General features: G+C 64.8%; 16 protein-coding genes. 5 read left to right on the forward strand and 11 right to left on the reverse strand.

Features of this window, described 5'->3' with window-relative positions; translation table 11 throughout:
* Positions 1-22: 22 nt before the first annotated feature.
* Entirely contained in the window at positions 23-1174 is a 1152-nt protein-coding gene (locus tag FDN03_RS00940; RefSeq protein WP_171021080.1) for a heparan-alpha-glucosaminide N-acetyltransferase domain-containing protein, read from the forward strand.
* Between the two features lie 75 nt (positions 1175-1249).
* Here FDN03_RS00940 and FDN03_RS00945 read toward each other — a convergent pair whose 3' ends face one another.
* Together FDN03_RS00945 and dapB are read right to left on the reverse strand one after the other, a co-directional pair.
* The gene (locus FDN03_RS00945; protein WP_138173224.1) at positions 1250-1702 is read right to left on the reverse strand and encodes a hypothetical protein; all 453 of its coding nucleotides are present in this window, start codon (positions 1700-1702) and stop codon (positions 1250-1252) included.
* The gene (dapB, locus tag FDN03_RS00950) at positions 1699-2457 is read right to left on the reverse strand and encodes a 4-hydroxy-tetrahydrodipicolinate reductase (RefSeq protein ID WP_138173226.1); all 759 of its coding nucleotides are present in this window, start codon (positions 2455-2457) and stop codon (positions 1699-1701) included. Before dapB ends, FDN03_RS00945 begins: the two co-directional genes overlap by 4 nt.
* Positions 2458-2690: 233 nt before the next feature.
* On the opposite strand from dapB, the gene FDN03_RS00955 reads away from it, so the two are divergent.
* Positions 2691-3071 (forward strand): hypothetical protein, encoded by a 381-nt coding sequence (locus tag FDN03_RS00955; protein ID WP_054820585.1) that lies wholly within the window; start codon positions 2691-2693, stop codon positions 3069-3071.
* 48 nt (positions 3072-3119) lie between these two features.
* Here the strand turns inward: FDN03_RS00955 and FDN03_RS00960 are convergent, their stop codons facing one another.
* The 3 genes from FDN03_RS00960 to FDN03_RS00970 all read right to left on the reverse strand — a co-directional run bounded on the left by FDN03_RS00960 (position 3120) and on the right by FDN03_RS00970 (position 8603).
* Positions 3120-4484 (reverse strand): pitrilysin family protein, encoded by a 1365-nt coding sequence (locus tag FDN03_RS00960; protein WP_138173228.1) that lies wholly within the window; start codon positions 4482-4484, stop codon positions 3120-3122.
* Between the two features lie 178 nt (positions 4485-4662).
* Positions 4663-7185, reverse strand: a complete 2523-nt coding sequence (locus tag FDN03_RS00965) for a polynucleotide kinase-phosphatase (RefSeq protein WP_138173230.1) — start codon at positions 7183-7185, stop codon at positions 4663-4665.
* Positions 7182-8603, reverse strand: a complete 1422-nt coding sequence (locus FDN03_RS00970) for a 3' terminal RNA ribose 2'-O-methyltransferase Hen1 (protein ID WP_138173232.1) — start codon at positions 8601-8603, stop codon at positions 7182-7184. Before FDN03_RS00970 ends, FDN03_RS00965 begins: the two co-directional genes overlap by 4 nt.
* A gap of 138 nt (positions 8604-8741) precedes the next feature.
* Here FDN03_RS00970 and FDN03_RS00975 point away from each other — a divergent pair, with 138 nt between their 5' ends.
* The 3 genes from FDN03_RS00975 to FDN03_RS00985 all read left to right on the forward strand — a co-directional run bounded on the left by FDN03_RS00975 (position 8742) and on the right by FDN03_RS00985 (position 11053).
* Positions 8742-9362 (forward strand): purine-nucleoside phosphorylase, encoded by a 621-nt coding sequence (locus tag FDN03_RS00975; RefSeq protein WP_249354156.1) that lies wholly within the window; start codon positions 8742-8744, stop codon positions 9360-9362.
* Positions 9363-9464: 102 nt separating this feature from the next.
* Positions 9465-9668 carry a DUF4236 domain-containing protein gene (locus FDN03_RS00980; RefSeq protein WP_138173236.1) on the forward strand — a complete coding sequence of 68 codons (204 nt, stop codon included), beginning with the start codon at positions 9465-9467 and terminating at the stop codon, positions 9666-9668.
* Positions 9665-11053, forward strand: coding sequence for an IS256 family transposase (locus FDN03_RS00985; RefSeq protein WP_138173238.1), 1389 nt, complete (start codon positions 9665-9667; stop codon positions 11051-11053). The genes FDN03_RS00980 and FDN03_RS00985 overlap by 4 nt, the downstream gene beginning before the upstream one ends.
* Before the next feature lie 152 nt (positions 11054-11205).
* Here FDN03_RS00985 and FDN03_RS00990 read toward each other — a convergent pair whose 3' ends face one another.
* The 6 genes from FDN03_RS00990 to FDN03_RS01015 all read right to left on the reverse strand — a co-directional run bounded on the left by FDN03_RS00990 (position 11206) and on the right by FDN03_RS01015 (position 19190).
* Positions 11206-11595: a hypothetical protein gene (locus FDN03_RS00990; RefSeq protein ID WP_138173240.1), complete on the reverse strand. Its 390-nt coding sequence runs from the start codon at positions 11593-11595 to the stop codon at positions 11206-11208.
* A gap of 94 nt (positions 11596-11689) precedes the next feature.
* Complete coding sequence (locus tag FDN03_RS00995) at positions 11690-13915, reverse strand: polyribonucleotide nucleotidyltransferase (protein ID WP_138173242.1); 2226 nt, start codon at positions 13913-13915, stop codon at positions 11690-11692.
* Positions 13916-14372: 457 nt separating this feature from the next.
* Positions 14373-15599, reverse strand: a complete 1227-nt coding sequence (locus FDN03_RS01000) for a glycerate kinase (RefSeq protein ID WP_138173244.1) — start codon at positions 15597-15599, stop codon at positions 14373-14375.
* A gap of 87 nt (positions 15600-15686) precedes the next feature.
* Positions 15687-17243: an SLC13 family permease gene (locus FDN03_RS01005; protein WP_138173246.1), complete on the reverse strand. Its 1557-nt coding sequence runs from the start codon at positions 17241-17243 to the stop codon at positions 15687-15689.
* On the reverse strand, positions 17240-18841 hold the full coding sequence (locus tag FDN03_RS01010; protein WP_171021081.1) for a HAMP domain-containing sensor histidine kinase: 1602 nt from the start codon (positions 18839-18841) through the stop codon (positions 17240-17242). The genes FDN03_RS01005 and FDN03_RS01010 overlap by 4 nt, the downstream gene beginning before the upstream one ends.
* On the reverse strand, positions 18834-19190 hold the full coding sequence (locus FDN03_RS01015) for a hypothetical protein (RefSeq protein WP_138173250.1): 357 nt from the start codon (positions 19188-19190) through the stop codon (positions 18834-18836). Before FDN03_RS01015 ends, FDN03_RS01010 begins: the two co-directional genes overlap by 8 nt.
* Positions 19191-19309 lie beyond the last annotated feature (119 nt).

Raw genomic sequence — 19309 nt, forward strand, 5'->3', positions numbered from 1 at the left:
AATCTGTGATGCCATAAGGGCTATGCGACTGAGCACAACCGGCCGGCTGTCGGGTCTTGATGCGGCCCGCACCGCGGCCATCCTGGGCATGTTTGCCGCCCATGTTTTTCCGTTGTACCACCAGGATCCGCTGGTGGGCGGCTCTGTGCCGACGGTGACCGGGTGGCTGGCGGCCGGGCGGGCCTCGGCCCTGTTCATGGTGTTGGCCGGGGTGTCATTGGGCTTGTTTTGCCGCAGCCTGCAGCGCCGCGGCCTGACCCGCGGCCAGGTCACCACCGTGATCCTGCGCCGGGCCTTGGTGATCGCGGCGCTGGGCATGCTGCTTGGACCGGTCAATGAGCGGATCGCGAACATCCTGGTGCATTACGGGCTGCTGTTTGCGGTGCTTGCCGCCGCGGTGTTCCTGCCCGCCCGGATCCTGGGGCCGGCCGCGGTGCTGTGGCTGGCACTGACCCCGGTGGCCTGGCGGCCGTTGGCGGCATTGCTGGAGCCGAAGGCGCTCGGGCACAATCCCACGTTCGTGGATCTGGCCCACCCCGTGCTGCTGCTCCAAGACCTGGTGGTCACCGGCTACTACCCGCTGCTGGTGTGGTGCGGGTTTGGCCTGCTGGGTCTGTGGCTCTCCCGGTTCGGGCTGGGCCAGCCGCGCACCGCGTGGTGGTTCTTCGCTGGCGGAACGGCCATCGCGGCGGCAACGTTTGCCGCCGGTTGGTTCGCTGCCCAGCGCTTCCTTGGGGAGTTGGCCTCCACGTCCGGCATGAGCAGGAGAGATGCGAGCACCGCGCTGCTCACCGGACGCTCCGCTGGCGGGAACCTTGACGCGTTCCTCGGCGATCCGAGGTATCTGTGGCTTCCCACGCCGCACAGCACTTCACCGGTGGCCTCGGTGCACGCGGCGGCCTGCGCCGTGGCGGTACTGGGAATCTTCCTTCTGCTCACCGACCAGCTCGGATACGTGGGTCAGCTGATCGCCGCCGCGGGCCGGGCGCCGCTGACCCTCTATGCCGGGCACCTGATTCTCCTGCCCATCCTGCAGCTGTTCTTCCGGCCGACAACCTGCTGGTGGATTCTTTGTGCCGTGGTCCTGCTGACGGCGCTCACCCTGGCCCGTACGGGGCGCTCGACGCCACTGGAGGCTGGGGTGAGGTACCTGAGCGGCGTTGATTCAAGGTAGCGCGGCGGATTACCGCCGGTATGGCAAAGACTCGTGCCCCCGCTGGGAAGCGGGGGCACGAGTCTTTGTTGCCGGTTAGCTGTTGGTTTTCTGCTTGCCGAGCCAGAAGTTGATCGCCGTGCGCATTGAGGTGCGGGCCCGCTTGCGGTCCCCGCTGGCATCATAGGCCAACGCCAGGCGGTACCAGGACTGCCAGGATTCCGGATGCTCTTCGACATCGCGCTTGTGGTTCTCGAAGTCGGCGTCGGCGGCTTCGCGCACGAAGCGCCCCGAGGGCATGCGCGGCAGTTCCTCGGGCAGCCCGCCGGTTTCAGCCAGCTGCTGGCCCATCTTCTGGGTGCGCAGCCCGAAGAGGATTTCGCGGATCAGGATCCACACGCCCAAGGCGGGAATCACCAGGATCGCCACACCCAGGACCTTGGCCACCGGTTCGTCCGTGGACAAGAACCGAACCGCCTGGTTGAAGGCCATCAGCAGATAGAGGACAAACAGGAGCAGAATTCCGCCTACCCAAATCTTGGTTTTCATGCGCCCAACTCCAGGTATCCGTCCAACCCGTAGGTCAGTCCCGGCCGGCTGGCCACGGTCCGCAGCCCCAGCAGCACGCCGGGCATGAAGGAGGCGCGGTCAAAGGAGTCATGACGCAGGGTCAGCTGCTCCCCCGGTCCACCGAGCAGGACTTCCTGATGGGCCACCAGGCCGCGCAGACGCACCGAGTGGACGTGGACCCCATCAACAACGGCGCCCCGGGCACCATCCAGCTGGGTTTCGGTGGCATCCGGGCTTGGCGCGACCCCGGCGTCCTGCCGGGCGGTGGCGATCAGCTCCGCGGTTCGCACTGCGGTTCCGCTGGGGGCATCCACCTTGTTCGGGTGGTGCAGTTCGATGATTTCCACCGACTCAAAGTACTTCGCGGCCGTGGCCGCAAAGGCGCTGGTGAGCACGGATCCAAGGGCAAAGTTCGGGGCGATGAGCACACCCACGTCGGGTTTGGACTGCAGCAGTTCGCAGAGGCTTTCGCGCTTGTGGTCATCCCAACCGGTGGTGCCAACCACTGCATGCAGGCCGTTCTCGACGGCGAAACGCACGTTTTGCTCGGTGGCGGCGGGCACCGACAGATCCACAATGTGTGTTGCCCCGGCATCCAGTACGGCGCTCAGTTCATCATTGCGTCCCAGGGCCGCGACCAGTTCCATATCCTCGGCCGCTTTGACGGCGGTGACGGCTTCAGAACCCATGCGTCCGCCGGCACCGAGCACGGCCACCTTGATTTGTGCACTCATGCGTTTAAGCCTATCCCCTGCCCAGCGCTGACTCGTCGCTGGGTTAAGTGATCTGCACCTGGCATGACATCAAGGGTGCGCGTTGCGGCCTGCCCGGATTCTGTTCGTACGCACGGTGCTGTCCACTTCGTCTTGCCTTTGCCCTGTCAGTGGTGAAATGCTTTTCGCAGGATTGGATCTAGGAATGGAATACCGTGGCACGCACGAAAGCAGGGTTGGCCGTTGGGGCTTTGATGTTGACCCTGGCAACCATGATTTCCGGCTGCAGCGACGCAGTCGAACCACAGGCCATCAGCGATGATGAGAAACAGGATCTGGTAGCGCAGATTGAGGCCAGTACGTGGGTGGACGACCCGACGTGCAGCATCGAGGTATTCCGCCAGGACGGGGACACGACCTTTGGCTGGGCCGAATGCACCAACGCGTCAAACGTTGATTCCGGGCAAATCGAGCAGTCAGCGAATTACCCGTTCAAGGTTCAGGGTGAAACCGTGACGGTACCCCGTGAAGGCAAGCAGTACCAGGAAGACGTCAAGAAAACCTTCCCCGAGGATCTGTGGTCCACCATTGAGAAGTATGGCGGGGTCAGCTCGTCGGTGCCCGGCGAAGAGTAGTGGCTGCCCCTCTTCGCCGGTTGCCGGGTTTCGGACGGCCGGGAGGGGTTACAGCCCCAGCTCGGCCTCGGAGTCAAATGGCCCAACCACGGTGATGGTACGTGGCTTGGCCGCCAGTTCCCGCGCCAGTTCTTGAACGCTCTCGCAGGTCACTGCGGCCACCCGGGCCAGGGCTTCGTCCAGGTCCTGGAATTCACCGGTGATCATTTCGGCCCGTCCCAGGCGTGACATCCGGCTGCCCGGGTCCTCCAGCGCCAGCACGGTGCCGCCCGAAAGCTGCCCCTTGGCCTTGCGCAGTTCTTCCTCGGAGATGCCCTGCGCTGCCAGTTTCTCCAGCTCGGCTTCCAGTAGCCCGATCACTTCCCCGGCCTTGGCCGGAGTGCAGCCGGCGTACATGCCGAAATAACCGGCATCCGAGTAGGCGGCGGAGAAGGAATAGGTCGAGTACACCAGGCCGCGCTTTTCACGAATCTCCTGGAACAGACGCGAACTCATGCCCCCGCCGAGCACGGAGTTCAGCACGGCCAGGGTATGGCGGCGCTCGTCGTGGCCGGTGATGCTGGGGCAACCGATGATGATGTTTGCCTGCTCCCCCGGGCGCGTGATGACTTCAACGCCGGCGTGGCCGGTGATGTCTGCCGGGGTGGCGTCGCGGCGCGGTTCTGGCTCGGCCATCGGGTCCAGGTGCCAGCCGGCATCCTGCAGGGCCTCAAGCACCAGGCGGCACACCTCTTCGTGCTGCAGGGATCCTGCCGCGGTGATGATCAGCTCGCTGGGTCGGTAATGGGCGTGATAGTGCTCCATGACCGCTTCACGGGTGGTGCTGCGGATTTCCTCCGGCGTTCCGCCAATGGGACGGGCCAACGGGTGGTCCCCGAGGACGGCGGCGACAAACTTTTCATGGGCTACATCCATGGCGTCATCGGCGTCCATGGCGATTTCTTCGATGATGACCCCGCGTTCCTGCTCCAGCTCCTGCGGGTCGATGACTGCGGAGGTGACCATGTCGGCAATGACCTCCATGGCCATGGGCAGATCCGAGTCGAGCACCCGGGCGTAGTAGCAGGTCGATTCCTTCGCTGTGGCCGCGTTGGCTTCCCCACCGACCTCGTCAAAGGCGTGGGCAATTTCCAGGGCCGAACGCTTCTTGGTGCCCTTGAACAGCAGGTGTTCCAGGAAGTGGGTGGAACCGTGATGCCCTTCGGTTTCATCCCGGGAACCGACCGGCACCCAGAATCCAACCGTGGTTGAACGCTGCCCGGGCATGGCCTCGGTCAGGACCCGCACTCCGCCAGGCAGAATGCTGCGCCGAACCTCGGAACCGCCGTCCCCACGGTGCACCAAGGTGGGGTCGGCCGGATCCACCGAAGAGAACTCACTGGTTGACAGTGAATGCAACGGCAACGGAATCATGACCACTGAGGAACGTCCTTTTCTGGGAAGAAAACTTGGAATCTTGGGGTCTCGCCAACCCCAAAATAGCTTGAACTATTCTCGCATAGCGTCCTGTATTTCAGCTTTGCGTGGGAGCAAGCTCTCACCTCGGCTCCCATGACCATCACCGGCGCACGAGCCACCGCCGAACCGAATGCTACAGCCGTGGATCCAGCGGCTCGGATTCCAGGGCCAGCACCCCGAACACCATTTGGTGCACCTTCCACAGCGGTTCGTCCTGGGCGGTCAAGCGCAGGGCCTGAAGTCCAAGAATGTACTCCTGCAAGGCCCGGGATCGCTTGCGGTCCGTGGCCCGTTGTCGCAGGCGCTCCAGGTTTTCCGGCTCCAGGTAGTCAGGACCGTAGATCAGCCGCAGGTACTCACGGCCGCGCACCTTGATGCCGGGCTGCACCCAGCCTTTGGCTCCGCGAGTCAGGTTGCTCCACGGTTTGACCACCATGCCCTCACCGCCGCTCTGGGTGAGTTCCTGCCACCACTGCACCGCTTCCCGTTCGGAACGCGGATCCTCGAGGTTCACCTGCTGCCACCGGGTTGCGGCAAACACGTCCGGACCGGTCCGGGCCAAACGCCCGGCGATGTCCAGATGCCAACCGTGGTCCCGTTCCTCATGAGTCTGCCCCTCAGAGGCCAGTACCTGGAACGCAGCGAAACGCAGCTCATCGGGTGAACCGATGTATCGGCGGTAGGCTTCGCGGAATTGCACCACGTGCTCGCCACGCTCCCGGGTGCGTGACAGCAGATCCGTGACATCCAAGCCCGTGGCGGCTGCCTTCTCCAGCACCGAAACACCTGCGGCCATCGCGGCGATCCCGGCGGCGGCAACCGACGCGTAGGTGTCCTTGATCAGGGACGCTGCCTTGAGAGACCAAGGAAGCAGTTCACCGTCCAGCATCACCCAGTCCGTGTCCAGTTCCACCCATAACCCCGACTCGTCACAGATCTGGTGCGCCCGTTGCAGTAGCTCGCGCTCGGCGGCGCCCTCCAGAAACGATCGCCCGGTTCGGGTGTGCAGGGCCCCCAGCCACTCAGCCGGTGCGTTAAAGCGCTTGGGATTGCGGCTGAGCAACAGCACCGCCCGGGATCCCATGTGCTTCTCTTCGCACACCACCGTGGTGATTCCCTGCTTACGGAAATAGGTGAACGCTTCGGTCGGGTGCTCCAGGTATCCGGGACTCTTGGAGGATTCCGCCGGAGCCATGGTCGGTGGCAGGTAGCGCAACCAGCGCGGGTCAATGGCAAATCGGCTCATGGTCTCCAGCGCCCCGGCAGCCTGCTCTTGGCTAATCCGGATGGTGCCCAGCCCCTTGGCTTTCAAGTGCAGCGGGCCGGTGACATCCTCCATGGACAAAACGCCAGGTTCACGTTGTGGCCCATGTGGGGACTCCAGCGGACGTATCGGTTCGCTGTGTTTTCTGAGGGCATCCACGGCGACGACTTCTCGTTCCGGGTAGCGCATGGCACTGAGCTGTCCTCCAAAGACGCAGCCAGTATCCAGGCAGGCGGTATTGTTGATCCACGCCACCTCGGTCACCGGCGTGTGCCCGTAAAGCACCGTGGCCGGCCCGCGGTAGTCCCTGGCCCACGGATAACGCACCGGCAGGCCATACTCATCTTTCTCCCCGGTCACCTGGCCGTACAGGGCGAACGCACGGACCCTACCAGAGGCCCTGCCCTGGTACTGCTGGATCAGGCCGGCGTGGGCGATGACCAAGTTTCCGGCATCAAGCACCATGTGGGAAACCAGTCCGGAGCAAAAGTCGAGCACGTCTCGCTTGAAGTCGGGCCCCTCGGCTTCCAGTTGCTGCAGGGTTCCTTCCAGCCCATGAGCCAGGCTGACCTTTCGCCCGCGCAGAGCCCGCACCAGCTTGTCTTCGTGGTTTCCCGGGACCGCCAGGGCATGCCCGGAGGCGGACATCCCCATCACCAGCCGCAGCACGCCGGCCGAATCCGGCCCGCGGTCCACCAAGTCGCCGACGAAGATCGCCCTGCGACCCTCTGGCGGCAGCGCATCCACCGGACGGTTCAGCTTGTCGCGGCTGATCCGATACCCCAGCCGCTGCAGCAGCAGAACCAGTTCTTCCAGACAGCCGTGCACATCCCCAATGACGTCAAAGGGGCCATGCTGATCCCGGAAGTCGTTGAGCAGCTTGTGCCGCACGACCGTCGCCTGCGCAGCCTCCTCAGGAGTACTTAGAATATGAAGGCGCGCGTAGCCTTCCTTGCGCAGACCCTTCAAGGACTTGCGCAGCTGTTGATGTTGGCGCTCGATGGCCGCGGGCGGAACCCGATACTCGACCCGCGCCTCATTGCGTTCGAGACACAGCCGCAAAGGCATATCCAACACAATGGCTGAGACGAGCACGTCATGGGCGCGAGCGACCTCAATCAGCTGTTGGCGCGCCGAGTGCTGCACGCTGGTCGCATCAACCACCGTGAGCAAACCCGCTTCCAGCCGTTTGCCGGCCACGAAGTTCAGCGCTTCGAAGGCCGCGGCCGTCACCGATTGGTCGGTCTCGTCATTACCTACCAGTCCCCGAAAGTAGTCACTGGAGAGTACCTCGAACTTGCCAAAGTGTTCGGCAGCGAAGCGCGACTTCCCAGAGCCTGAAGCACCGATCAATAGAACCAGGCCGACCTCCGGGATCAATAACCGACTCATGCCTGCTCCTTTCGAAAGATTGCCATTTGGGTGGGTGTTCCGGCTCTTGGTGAGTTATCGCCTATCCCCCGGATCTCCACTGCGTAGCCGGAGCGTGAAGTGATCTCGGAGCACCACGTCGCGAACTGCTTGCGGGTCCATTCAAAACGGTGATCCTCATGCCGCATCGTGCCAGCCGCCAGCCGTGGGTACAGTTCATTGAATTCCGAATTTGGGGTGGTGACGATCACGACCGCCGCAGATGCCTCGGCAAAGACAGAGTTCTCCAATGCCGGAAGCCGCGACAGGTCGATGTGCTCAATGACCTCCATCAGCACGAGTGCGTCGTGATTCCGCAAACGTTCATCGGTGTAGAGAACCGAACTGTGCAGCAGGTCGATACGGCTTCGTTCACTGTCAGAGCGATCCTTAAGTTGAAGGTTGCGTGCTGCCTGTTGCAGGGAGCGGACCGAGACATCAGTTCCGACAATGCGGGTGAAGAACCGGTCCCGCTGCAGACGACGCAGCAAGGCTCCAGCACCGCATCCCACATCCACCACGCTTTGTGCGCCGCATTCCTTGAGGACGCTGAGAACGGTGTTGGCGCGGTGTACTCGCAACGGCGTTTGACCAGTGGCCGGTGACTCCCGAAGGTCATCTGCCGATTCCCCACCGAGTTCCGTAGAAGCGACGGTCAGTTGTTCCTGCGCCAGACCGACCAGAGCCTTTTGATGGGCGAGGTAGCGCTGCAGGATCAATTCACGTTCCGGATGCTGAGCGAGCCACCCTTCGCCCTGACGGGCAAGCTTTTCGGTTTCATCATCATTGACCCAATAATGCTTCGAGTCATCCAGTACCGGAAGCAGCACATAGAGTTGGCGCAGCGCGTGATCAAGACGGATCTGCCCCTCCAGCTTCAGGTGGTGATACCTGGATGCGCCCCAATTCTCGTAGTTGGGATCCAAGGGGAGGGTTCTAGTTTCGACCAACCATCCCAGTGGCTCAAAAAGCCGCTGAATCAAATCCACCTGCTGATTTCCGCGAGCCGAGACCACGGCCAATTCAAGCCTCAATGGCAAAGGTGCCTGCGCCAATTCCGGGTACATTTCACTCATGCCAGTCATGGCACTTCGAAGTACTTTTCCCAGCGCCACAGACATCAGGCTGGATGCGGCATAGGGCCGGTCGTTGACGTAGTAGTCCAGCACGCCGGAATCGCCGCGGAAACGTCGGTTGCGGACCAGCCCGATGGGGTCAACTTCGAGCAGCAATGCCGCGGTGGTGAGCTGGGCTGAGACCTCGGGGTAAAAGACGTGGGCCTGCCCGACGGGCAGGTTGAAGGACTGGACCTTCGCCGGATGCTTGCGTAGCAAGTGGGACAGTGCCGTCGCATCGATCTCGGTTTCGGCGTTCGACTCCAAAGTAATGGTCAACAGCACCTGTGGTCCTCTCGCCTGCGGCAGTTGAGCCTATGCTACTTGGCCTACGCCGATAAACGCCCAGTTGAACCGAGGATTCGTGGATATCGGCGTACTGCGTCAGTTCTGACTGTTTTAGTCGGCGCTAAAATGGATTGGATGCTCTGCGGCGCACGCCCGGAGACCACAGACGAAGGGAAATCCATGCCGGACCAGAAGTCCTTGTACGTGTTCGCCCATCCTGGAGAAGCTACCGCATTCAGCGATGTCGAGCATCTGGTCACTGGCATCGGGAAAATCAATGCGGCAACAGCGCTGGCCGGGGCACTCGCCCAGGGCGATATCCAACGAGTCGTCGTGCTCGGAACTGCTGGGGTTGTCGCGGACGGTGCGGATCGCCCCGACATGGACACTGTCTACCAGGTGACCAGGGTGCTGCAGCACGACTTTCCCTTGGAAACTGAGCCGCTTGCCCCCAGGGGTGAGCTCATCGTTCCCGAACACCAACTGACCATGGCCACCGGCGATGTCTTCGTCAGTGATGATCATCAGCGCTCTCGCATCGCCGGGTCGGGTGCCGCCCTGGTGGACATGGAAGGCTATGCCTACGCCAGCATCTGCCAACGCTTCAATGTACCGCTGCAGATCTTCAAGGTGCCTTCAGACTTCGCGGACAGCAGTACCACCATCGAAGACTGGTTGTCTGTGGTGTCCCGTAAGAGCGCACAACTGCGTACGTTCTGGGAACAGCACCTGGACGATGGCGCTTTAGTCGGTTAGTTTCCCGCCCAAAGTTGAATTTCCATTTCAGCCCTCGCCTCTTTGCCACCAGCGACGTACGCTGATGGTGTCGGTATACATCGATTTAAGGCGGGGATTGCTGTGGGCTTTGTCTTTCGTAAACGTAAGAAGCTCGGTAAGGGTCTGACGTTGAACGTGTACAAGTCCGGACCATCTGTTTCCAAGAAGGCCGGCCCGTTTACCCTGTCTTCCCGCGGCAATCTCAGTATTCGCCTGAGCCTGTCAGAGGGATTGTGTAAGACCTCTAGTCAATTGATAGAAACGACTAGGAAGAACACACGATGACCGTTGAGAAAGACCAGGATCAGACCCCGATGAAAAATGCCTCCGACGTTGCCGAGAAACTCGCCGCCCTGGGTTCCATGGACGCGGTCAAAGAGTCCGGGGCGTTCGATGAGCTCATGGGGTTTATCGACCGAGGAGAGATCCAGCTCGATGGCAAGGACGGGTTTATTCAGCAGATCATCCGCGCCGGACTGGAGCGCGGGCTAAAGTCCGAACTGACTGAACACTTGGGATACGAAAAGGGCGACGGGCAAGGACGGTTCGCCCCGAATTCCCGCAACGGTTCCTACCCCAAGACCGTATCCACGGTGGCCGGGGACGTGGACCTGCAGATCCCGCGGGACCGGGCCGGAACGTTCACCCCCACCCTGGTGCCCAAGGGGTCGCGGCGTACCGGTGGCCTGGATGAGATGATCGTGTCCCTGTACGCCGGGGGCATGACCGTGCGGGATATCGCCTACCACCTGGAAACCACCATCGGCACCGAACTGTCCCACGACACCATCAGCAAGATCACCGACGAGGTGCTGGATGAAGTCGCTGCATGGCAGGAACGGCCCTTGGAGGAGTTCTACCCGATCCTGTACCTGGATGCGATCGTCATCAAGGTCCGCGACGGGCACCAAGTACGCAATAAGGCCGCACACATGGCCGTCGGGGTGAGCGTGGAGGGCATCAAACACGTGCTGGGCATCTGGGTGACCGAGAATGAGGGTGCGAAGTTCTGGGCTCAGGTGTGCGCCCAATTGGCCAATCGAGGCGTGAAGGACGTGCTGATCGCCTGCTGCGACGGGCTGACCGGATTCCCCGAGGCGATCGAGGCGACCTGGTCCAAGGCCACGGTGCAGACCTGCGTGGTGCACCTGATCAGGGCGGCGAACCGGTTCGTGTCCTACACCGACCGCAGGGCGGTCAGTGCCCAGTTGAAGAGCATTTACACTGCTCCGAGCATCGAGGCGGCGCAGGCGGCGTTGGAGGACTTCGAGGCCAGCGAGTTGGGGCGCAAGTACCCCTCGGCGGTGGCGACCTGGCGCAACGCGTGGGAAAGGTTCACCCCGTTCTTGGAGTTCGCCCCTGAATTGCGGAAGGTCATTTATACGACGAACGCGATTGAGTCGATGAACTACCAGCTGCGCAAGGTCACTAAATCCCGAGGGCATTTCCCGTCCGATACGGCGGCGGTAAAGATGCTGTGGCTGGCGATCTGCAATATCGAGGATAAGCGGGCCCGTGAACGGTTCAAGGACGCTGCCAAGAAAGGCCGCACCCCGCGCGCTGGTGCAGGTACGCACCTGGTGGAAGGCGCTGGGACGAACGGGTGGAAACAGGCATTGCAGCAGCTGGCGATGGCTTACCCGGAACGTGTCGAGCCGTACGTGAACTGAGTATTACAAGCCCTGAAAACCAGAGGTGACTAGGGGCTTACACAATCCATCTGACAAGCTCATTCGCCTCGGCAAGGGCTTGGGATTCCGCAAGAAGATCTTCTAGGACCCTCTGTCTGCACGGGACGAGGCGTGGGTGAGCGGCCCGAGGTTTATTCGGCTGCTGCCGGGGGCTGGTGCGTGCGTCCATCAGTTGCATAGCTGGCTTCGAACCGTTCCATTTCCAAAATGAACGCGGCTACGTTAGCGGTTGAAGACTTTTTGGTATAACCGGTGATCATCAGCAGCAGTCCAATGGGAATTAGCCCCAACAGCACCGGGGAGCCGGAGGTCACCAACAACAGGATGCCCAGCACCGTGCCCAAACCCGAGACGACCAGACCTGTACGCTCTAGGCCATCTCCGCTGGTGAGCACGAACTCCGTGGACGGAATCGATGGCACTTTTTTGTTTGTCATCAGATGATCGTAGCCCGTCTCGGAGCTACGCGCCCTTCCCTGGCTTTCCTCCCCTGCCAAGGCGACGCGGGCACTGCTGCTCAATCTTCTTGTTATCCTTCGGCTCAGCGCCACCATTAAACGCCAGGCCCTGGCCCGCAAGTAGCGGGCCAGGGCCTGGCGTAATGAAGTGGGAAGCTTACTCGGCCGAAGCCAGTGCCTCTTCCTCCACGACCGGGGCGAGCGAGAGCTTGCCGCGGTCATCAATCTTGGTGATCTCAACCTGGATCTTCTGACCCACCGAGACAACGTCCTCAACATCTTCGACGCGCTTGCCGTCGTTGATCTTGCGCAGCTCGGAGATGTGCAGCAGACCGTCCTTGCCCGGGGTCAGCGAAACGAACGCACCGAAGGTGGTCAGCTTCACGACGGTGCCCAGGTAGCGTTCGCCCACCTCGGGAACCTGCGGGTTGGCGATCGCGTTGATCGCCGAACGGGCAGCCTCGGCGGCGGTGCCGTCGGTGGCGCCGATCAGCACGGTGCCGTCGTCCTCGATGGAGATGTCCGCGCCGGTGTCTTCCTGGATCTGGTTGATCATCTTGCCCTTGGGGCCGATGACCTCGCCGATCTTGTCAACCGGGATCTTCACCGAGATGATGCGCGGCGCGTTGACGCTGAGCTCATCCGGGGTGTCGATGGCCTGGTTGAGCACGTTCAGGATGTGCAGGCGCGCTTCGCGGGCCTGGGTCAGTGCGGCGCCCAGCACGGAGGCCGGCAGGCCGTCCAGCTTGGTGTCCAGCTGGATCGCGGTGATGAACTCGGAAGTACCGGCCACCTTGAAGTCCATGTCACCCATGGCGTCTTCGGCGCCCAGGATGTCGGTCAGGGCGGCGTAGCGGGTTTCCCCGTCCACGGTGTCCGAGACCAGGCCCATGGCGATACCGGCCACCGGTGCCTTCAGCGGCACACCGGCGTTCAGCAGCGACAGGGTCGAGGCGCAGACCGAACCCATCGAGGTCGAGCCGTTGGAGCCCAGCGCCTCGGAGACCTGGCGGATCGCGTACGGGAACTCCTCGCGCGACGGCAGCACCGGCACGAGCGCACGCTCGGCCAGGGCACCGTGGCCGATTTCGCGGCGCTTGGGCGAACCCACGCGGCCGGTTTCACCGGTCGAGTACGGCGGGAAGTTGTAGTTGTGCATGTAGCGCTTGGAGGTGACCGGGCTCAGCGAGTCGATCTGCTGCTCCATCTTCAGCATGTTCAAGGTGGTCACGCCCATGATCTGGGTTTCGCCACGCTCGAAGATGGCCGAACCGTGAACACGCGGCAGCACCTCGACCTCGGCCGAGAGCTGACGGATGTCGGCCAGACCGCGCCCGTCCATGCGCACCTGGTCGGTCAGGATGCGCTGGCGCACCACGTGCTTGGTGACGGCGCCAAAGGCCTTGGAGATTTCCCCGGCACGATCGGCGAATTCTGCGCCTTCGCCCGACAGCTCGGCGACGATTTCTTCCTTGTAGGCCGATGCCGCGTTGTCGCGGTCCTGCTTGCCGGCGATCTGGTAGATCTCGGTCAGCTTGGAAGTGGCCTTGGCCTCGACGGCTGCGAACACGTCTTCCTCGTAGTCGCGGAAGATCGGGAACTCAACGGTTTCCTTGGCGGCGCGGGAAGCCAGGTCGGCCTGGGCCTCGCACAGCACCTTGATGAACGGCTTGGCAGCCTCCAGACCCTCGGCGACGATCTCTTCGGTCGGGGCCTGGGCACCGCGCTCGTTGATCAGTTCCCAGGCGTGGTCGGTGGCTTCGGCCTCGACCATCATGATGGCGACATCGTCACCGGCGATACGCCCGGCAACCACCATGTTGAACACGGCGTTCTTCAGCTCGGAGTGGCGCGGGAAGGCAACCCACTGCGGGCCGTTGCCGTCGTCAACCAGGGCCACGCGTACGCCACCGATCGGGCCGGAGAACGGCAGACCGGAGAGCTGGGTGGACATGGAGGAGGCGTTGATGGCGACCACGTCGTAGAGCTCATCCGGGTGGATGGCCATGACGGTGACGACTACCTGGACCTCGTTGCGCAGGCCCTTGACGAAGGCCGGACGCAGCGGGCGGTCCATCAGACGGCAGGCCAGGATGGCCTCGGTCGAGGGACGGCCTTCACGACGGAAGAAGCTGCCCGGGATGCGGCCGGCAGCGTACATGCGCTCCTCGACGTCCACGGTCAGCGGGAAGAAGTCGAAGCCCTCACGCGGGTGCTTGCCGGCAGTGGTGGCCGAGAGCAGTGCGGTTTCTTCGTCAATGTAGACCATTGCCGAACCAGCGGCCTGCTTGGCAAGGCGGCCGGTCTCGAAGCGGATGGTGCGCTGTCCGAAGCGGCCATTGTCAATGACTGCCTCGGCAAATTGGATTTCTGGACCCTCCATTAAGGGGGTGCTCCTTTCGGTCGCTCCCAATGTTTGGGACATGGCGAACCGTGTAGCCCTACCCAGATCTGGTCTTCGATCGAGACTCGCGCTTCGGTGCGTTCCAAAGCGAAAGCCACTACCGAGGACCGCGATCTAGAAGCGGTCGGGACCTACGGTGTCGCAGTCTTGGGAGATATTTTTCATCGTGGGTTCCGGTACAACCTGGAGACCCACATATAAGCGTACCGTTTATTGCCCTCAGCCGCAGTTTTTCACGCCACACCCGGGCAAGTCCTAGGCATCGCTGCTACGTGCAACGGCCGAACCAGGAGAACAGTACCGTTTGCCCAGGAGGGCGGGCATGGCGAAAACACGCTCCGGTAAATCCGCGGTCTTGCCGGTAGGTGGGCCGGCGCAGTTCAGGCAGCGGCCGCCGGCTTCCCGGCGAGGAAAGACGGCGACCGCTTCTGCTTGTTTACCAGGCGTCGCGCGCACTTAGCCGGGCCGCGGCCATGGAGGCGCCAAGGATGATGGTGCGCATGAAGCGTTCGGCCGCTTCAACCAGCAGGCGCTCCCCGTCGTCAACGGCTTCGCGCAGCGTCATGGGAATCGGCACGATCGAGGCGATGGCGTCGATGCCGATATCGTGCACGTCGCGGCAGCCGCGGCCCAGGGTGCCGGCCAGCGCCACCACCGGTACGCCGTGCAGGGCCGCGCGCCGGGCCACCTCGGCCGGCACCTTGCCGCGCGGGGTCTGGAAGTCAATCGCCCCTTCTGCGGTGATCACCAGGTCCGCCCCGCGCAGCAGCCCGTCCAGGTCGATGCCCGCCAGCCCGGAGTCCAGCAGGGCCTCAAAGCGCGGCAACAGGCTGGCCCCAACGGCGGCCAGGCCGGCCCCCAGTCCCCCGGAGGCCCCGGTGCCCGGGGCGGTGGCGAAATCGGTGGTGCGCGCCGAGTCCAGGGCGTCGCGGCGCAGCACCGCGGCCCAGTGCTCGAACCCGGCCGACATGGCCTCCACCTGCTGAGGGGTGGCGCCCTTCTGCGGCCCGAAGACGCGGGCCACCCCGCGCGCCCCGGTCAGCACATTGTGCTGGTTCAGTGCCAGGGTGAGCGGAACGCTCCGGTCGGCGAGCGCCGGATGCAGGCCGGAAAGGTCCAGGCTGTCGATGCGGCAGAGGTGGTTTCCTCCGGCGGGAACCTCGTTGCCCACGGCGTCCAGGATCCGCACGCCCAGGGCCTGCAGGGCGCCCATGCCCCCGTCGGAGGTGCCCGAGTCCCCGCAGCCGACCAGGATCTGCTGCGCGCCGGCATCGATGGCCGCGGCGATCAGCTCCCCGACCCCGCGGCTGGTGGTGAGCCCGGGATCGCGCTGGTCGTGGGGCACCAGGCGCAGCCCAGCGGCTGCCGCCATTTCCACCACGGCGGTCCCGGACGCATCCCCTCCGAGCATCGCGTAGTGGGCTTCGACCGGCTGGCCGACCGGGCCGGTGACCGTGACCGGGATCAGCCGTCCGCCGGTGGCGGCGGCCAGGGTCTTGGCGGTGCCTTCGCCGCCGTCGGCGATCGGTACGGCCTTGACCATGGCGCCGGGCAGGGCGCGGCGCACCCCGGCGCCGATGGCGGCGGCGACAGCGTCGGCGTCCAGGGACTCCTTGAATCCGGACGGGGCGACAAGAATACGTTGGGGCAGTGCGTGAGCCATGGGGGAACTCCTTTGTTGAGCTGGGGAAGGTTGGATGGTGGGTGGATGGGTGAAAATGTTGGGACCGGGTGCCGGTCGGCGCTGGAGCTAGAGCATCAGCGGCAGGCCCATGGCCGGCCAGACCCAGAAGGCGAAGACCACGACCAGCAGCACCATCAGCGGGCCGAGCACCGCGCTCAGCCGTAGGAGGTGGGCCGGGGTGTAGGTGGGCACGTCCTCGATATCGGAGAACAGGTTCACCGGTTTGGCGCTGCTGGTCAGGGTGTGGCAGAAACCGGCGGCCGCGGTGGAGGCGAAGGCGATCGCCACCGCGTTGACCCCGAGCCCGGGCGCCAGGGAGATCACCAGCGGGATCAGCACCGCCGAGCGGGCCGAACGGGACTGGATGACCAGGTGGGCGGCGGCGGAGATCACGATGACCAGCACCGCGAACACCCACCCGGCGGCCTGGCCCAGGTGCTTGACCGGGGCCAGGGCGCTGTTGGCCAGCCAACCGGCGGCCCCGGTGTTGGCCAGCGCGGTGCCCAGGGTGAGGGTGGCGGCCATGAAGATCAGCATCGCCCACGGCACCGCCTTCAGCGCCTTGGCCAGCGGCACCGATCCGAAGCCCGGGCTGGTCACCAGCAGCGCGCCGAGCAGCGCCACGATCGCCGGGTGCAGCTGGTGCAGCGGTTCGGTGCACCACAGCACCACCACCGCGGCCACCAGCAGGGCCGCCCGGGACTGGGCCACGCTCAGCGGACCGGTCAACGGCACCGGCGAGTTCTGCTGCAGCTGCTCCAGGCTCACCGACAGCCGGGCCTTGCGGTCCTGGTGGCCGGTGAACATCCACAGGATCAGTTCGGCCGCCAGGTGGGATGAGACGAACGCCAGCGGCAGCCCGTAGAGCAGCCAGGAGGCGAAGGAGAATCCGCTGAACCCGGAGGCCTGCAGGATCTGGCTGGTGATCAGGTGCGCCCCGGCCCCCAGGTAGGAGCCGACCGCGGAAAGCAGGATCACCGAGGGGAAGACCAGGGACAGGGCCAGCACCACCCGCGGCCGGTCGCCCAGCGCCTTGGCCAGGGCCACGAACACCGGGATGGCCAAGGCGGCCCGTCCGGAGGTGGAGGGCACCGCAAAGGCGGTGGCCACCAGCACCCCGGTCACCAGGTGCACCAGCTGGCGCGGGGTGCGCGCCCCGGCCACGATGTAGGCCGCGGCCCGGGTGGCCAGCCCGGTGGCGGTGATCCCGGCGGCGATGACGAACGCGGCCAGCAGCAGCCAGATGGTGTCCTCCCCCAGGGAGGCGAACAGCTCGGCTTCGGGCAGCACCCCCATCAGCACCAGCACCAGGGCGGCGCCCAGCGCCACGTAGGTGTCGGAGACCGGGGAGAAGATCCACAGCCAGATCGCCACCGCGAACACGCCCAGGGTCAGCGCCCCCTGGGCCGGCAGCGCCGTGCCCGGATCCGCCGGCTGCTCGAACACGCTGAGGATGCACCAGGTGATGAACCCGGCCAGCAGCACGGCGGCGATGACCGCGGCCCAACGCTGCCGGCTCCACGCCCGGGCGGTGCGCGCCTCGGGGACCGGCCCGGCAACGGCCGGGGCGGTGCTGTAGCGGAAGCGCTCAGTGCTGCGGGTGCGCTGCCTGGTGCCGGTCATGACTCGGCTCCCAGGGTGCTGGCCATGCAGTCGGCGAAGCGTTCACTGCCGGCGGCGGCCGGGGCCAGGGCGTCGGCGCCGAAGCTGATTCCGAAGCAGGTGCCCTGCCCGGCGCTGGATTCCACCCAGGCGCTGCCCCGGTGGGCTTCGGCGACCGCCTTGACCACCGCCAGGCCCAGGCCCATGCCCGGCTGGCCGCGGTCCGCACCCTGGGTGCGGTAGCTTTCCAGCAGGCTGCGGGCCTGCTCGGCCTCCAGCCCCGCCCCGTGGTCCTGGACCCAGAAGCTGGCGGTGCCGCCGGTGACCGCCGAACCCAGGTGGATGGTGTCCCCCGGGCCGGTGAACTGCACGGCGTTGCCGATCAGCTGGCGCAGCGCGTCGGTGATGCGCGCCGGATCCAGCCAGGCCTTGGTGGCGGAGGTGGCCTCGATCGCCAGGTGGCGTCCGGCCAGCAGGTCGCTGCCCGAGGCCTGCGCGGCGATCTGGGCGGTCACCTCCCCGACGGACGCCCACTGTGGGGCAACGAAACCGGGGTTCGTGCTCTGGGCCAGGATTTCCAGGTCCGCCAGGCACTGGCCCATCTGCCCAATCAGGTCCTGCGCCTGGGCGGCTATGTGGGAGCGCTTGGTGGTGGACAGCTCCACGCGGGCCAGTTCGCGCACCGCAACGGCGAGGCGGTGCTGCGGTTCGGACAGGTGTGCCCGGGCCTCGGCGATGAAGTGGCGTTGGGCCAGGTGGGATCCCTCCACCCGGTCCAGCATGGCGTTGACCGTCTCGGCCAGCTGCGCCAGGTCATCCCGGCCGTGCACCGGGATGCGGGCCGAGAGGTCCTGGGCTGTGATCTGCTCGGCGGTTTCGCGCACCGCGCGGATCGGGCGCATGATGTGCCGGGCCACCAGCCAGGCGATCCCGGCGGTCAACGCCAGGCCGCCGGCGGCGATGGCCAGCAGCAGCACGGTGTGCCGGTCGGCCTGCTCCTGTGCGGCCCCGGTGAAGTGGGCAACCACCAGGTGCGCCTCGGTGGACGGGTCGGCGACCGCGGTCCCCTCACCGGTGGCTTCGGCCTTCGCCCAGCGCACCGGCCCATGGCTGGTGTCGTACACGCCGGAGGACTGTGGGTCCTGCACGATGCGCTGCAGCAGGGCGTGGTCCGCGGCCAGGCGGTCCCCGGCCTGGTCCAGTGCGCCCTGGGCGGTGTACACCTGCTGCCCGGCCTCACCGATGATCGCTTCACCGGCCACCGGCTGCTGGCGGGCGACGTAGCGTTCCATTAGCTCATCCATGGAGGTGAACGGCTTGGCGGTCTGCGGGTCCAGTCCCTCGGCGGCGAAGGTGCGGAACTCCTGGATCTCCTGGGTGATGCCGGCGTTCGCGGCCTCGGCGATCTGTCCGGACATCACCGAGCGCATGGTGGTGGTGACGGCCAGCAGGGTCAGCGCGGTGGTGACCACGATCCAGCCAACGATCCGCCAGCGGGCGGAGACCGCCGAACCCTGGCCCTGGACCGGCTGCTTCGCCGCGGCCGTCTCGGTGCCGCCGTCCGGGGTCTGGCGCCGTGGGTGCCCGGCGGGGGTTTGCGTGTCAATGGTCTTAGTCATCGTCCTCACCGCCCCGGTCATCCGCAACGTCATCGTCAGAATCGGATTCGGTTGTGGGAGTGGTCCCCGGGTTGGCTGAGGGCGGGATGGAAGTCGGCTCCTGCCGGGCCGGTGGCACCGGCTCGGCCTCCCCCGGAGCTTCGGTACCCGGCGCGGAGGTTCCGGGTTTGGCAGTTTCCGGCTTGGGGGTGTCCGGCTTGGGGGTGTCCGGGGCTGGGGAGAGTTCGACAACCACCGGCTCTTGGGGCGGGGTCGGTGGATTGGCGGTGTCGGCCAGCAGCTGGCTGGCCGTCGCCAGACCGGCCGGAACGGCCAGCACGACGAGAATGATAAGTATGCGTCTGATCATGTCCCCAACACTAGAAATCCCTTGTGAGACCGTAATTAGACGTTCGTGAGACTCACATGACGGGTGCACGAGAGCTTTATGAGAAAAACCGGCGCTGACCTTGCCGCTTAAGGTGCTCT

The organism is Glutamicibacter sp. V16R2B1 (assembly GCF_005774635.1).
Taxonomy (GTDB): domain Bacteria; phylum Actinomycetota; class Actinomycetes; order Actinomycetales; family Micrococcaceae; genus Glutamicibacter; species Glutamicibacter creatinolyticus.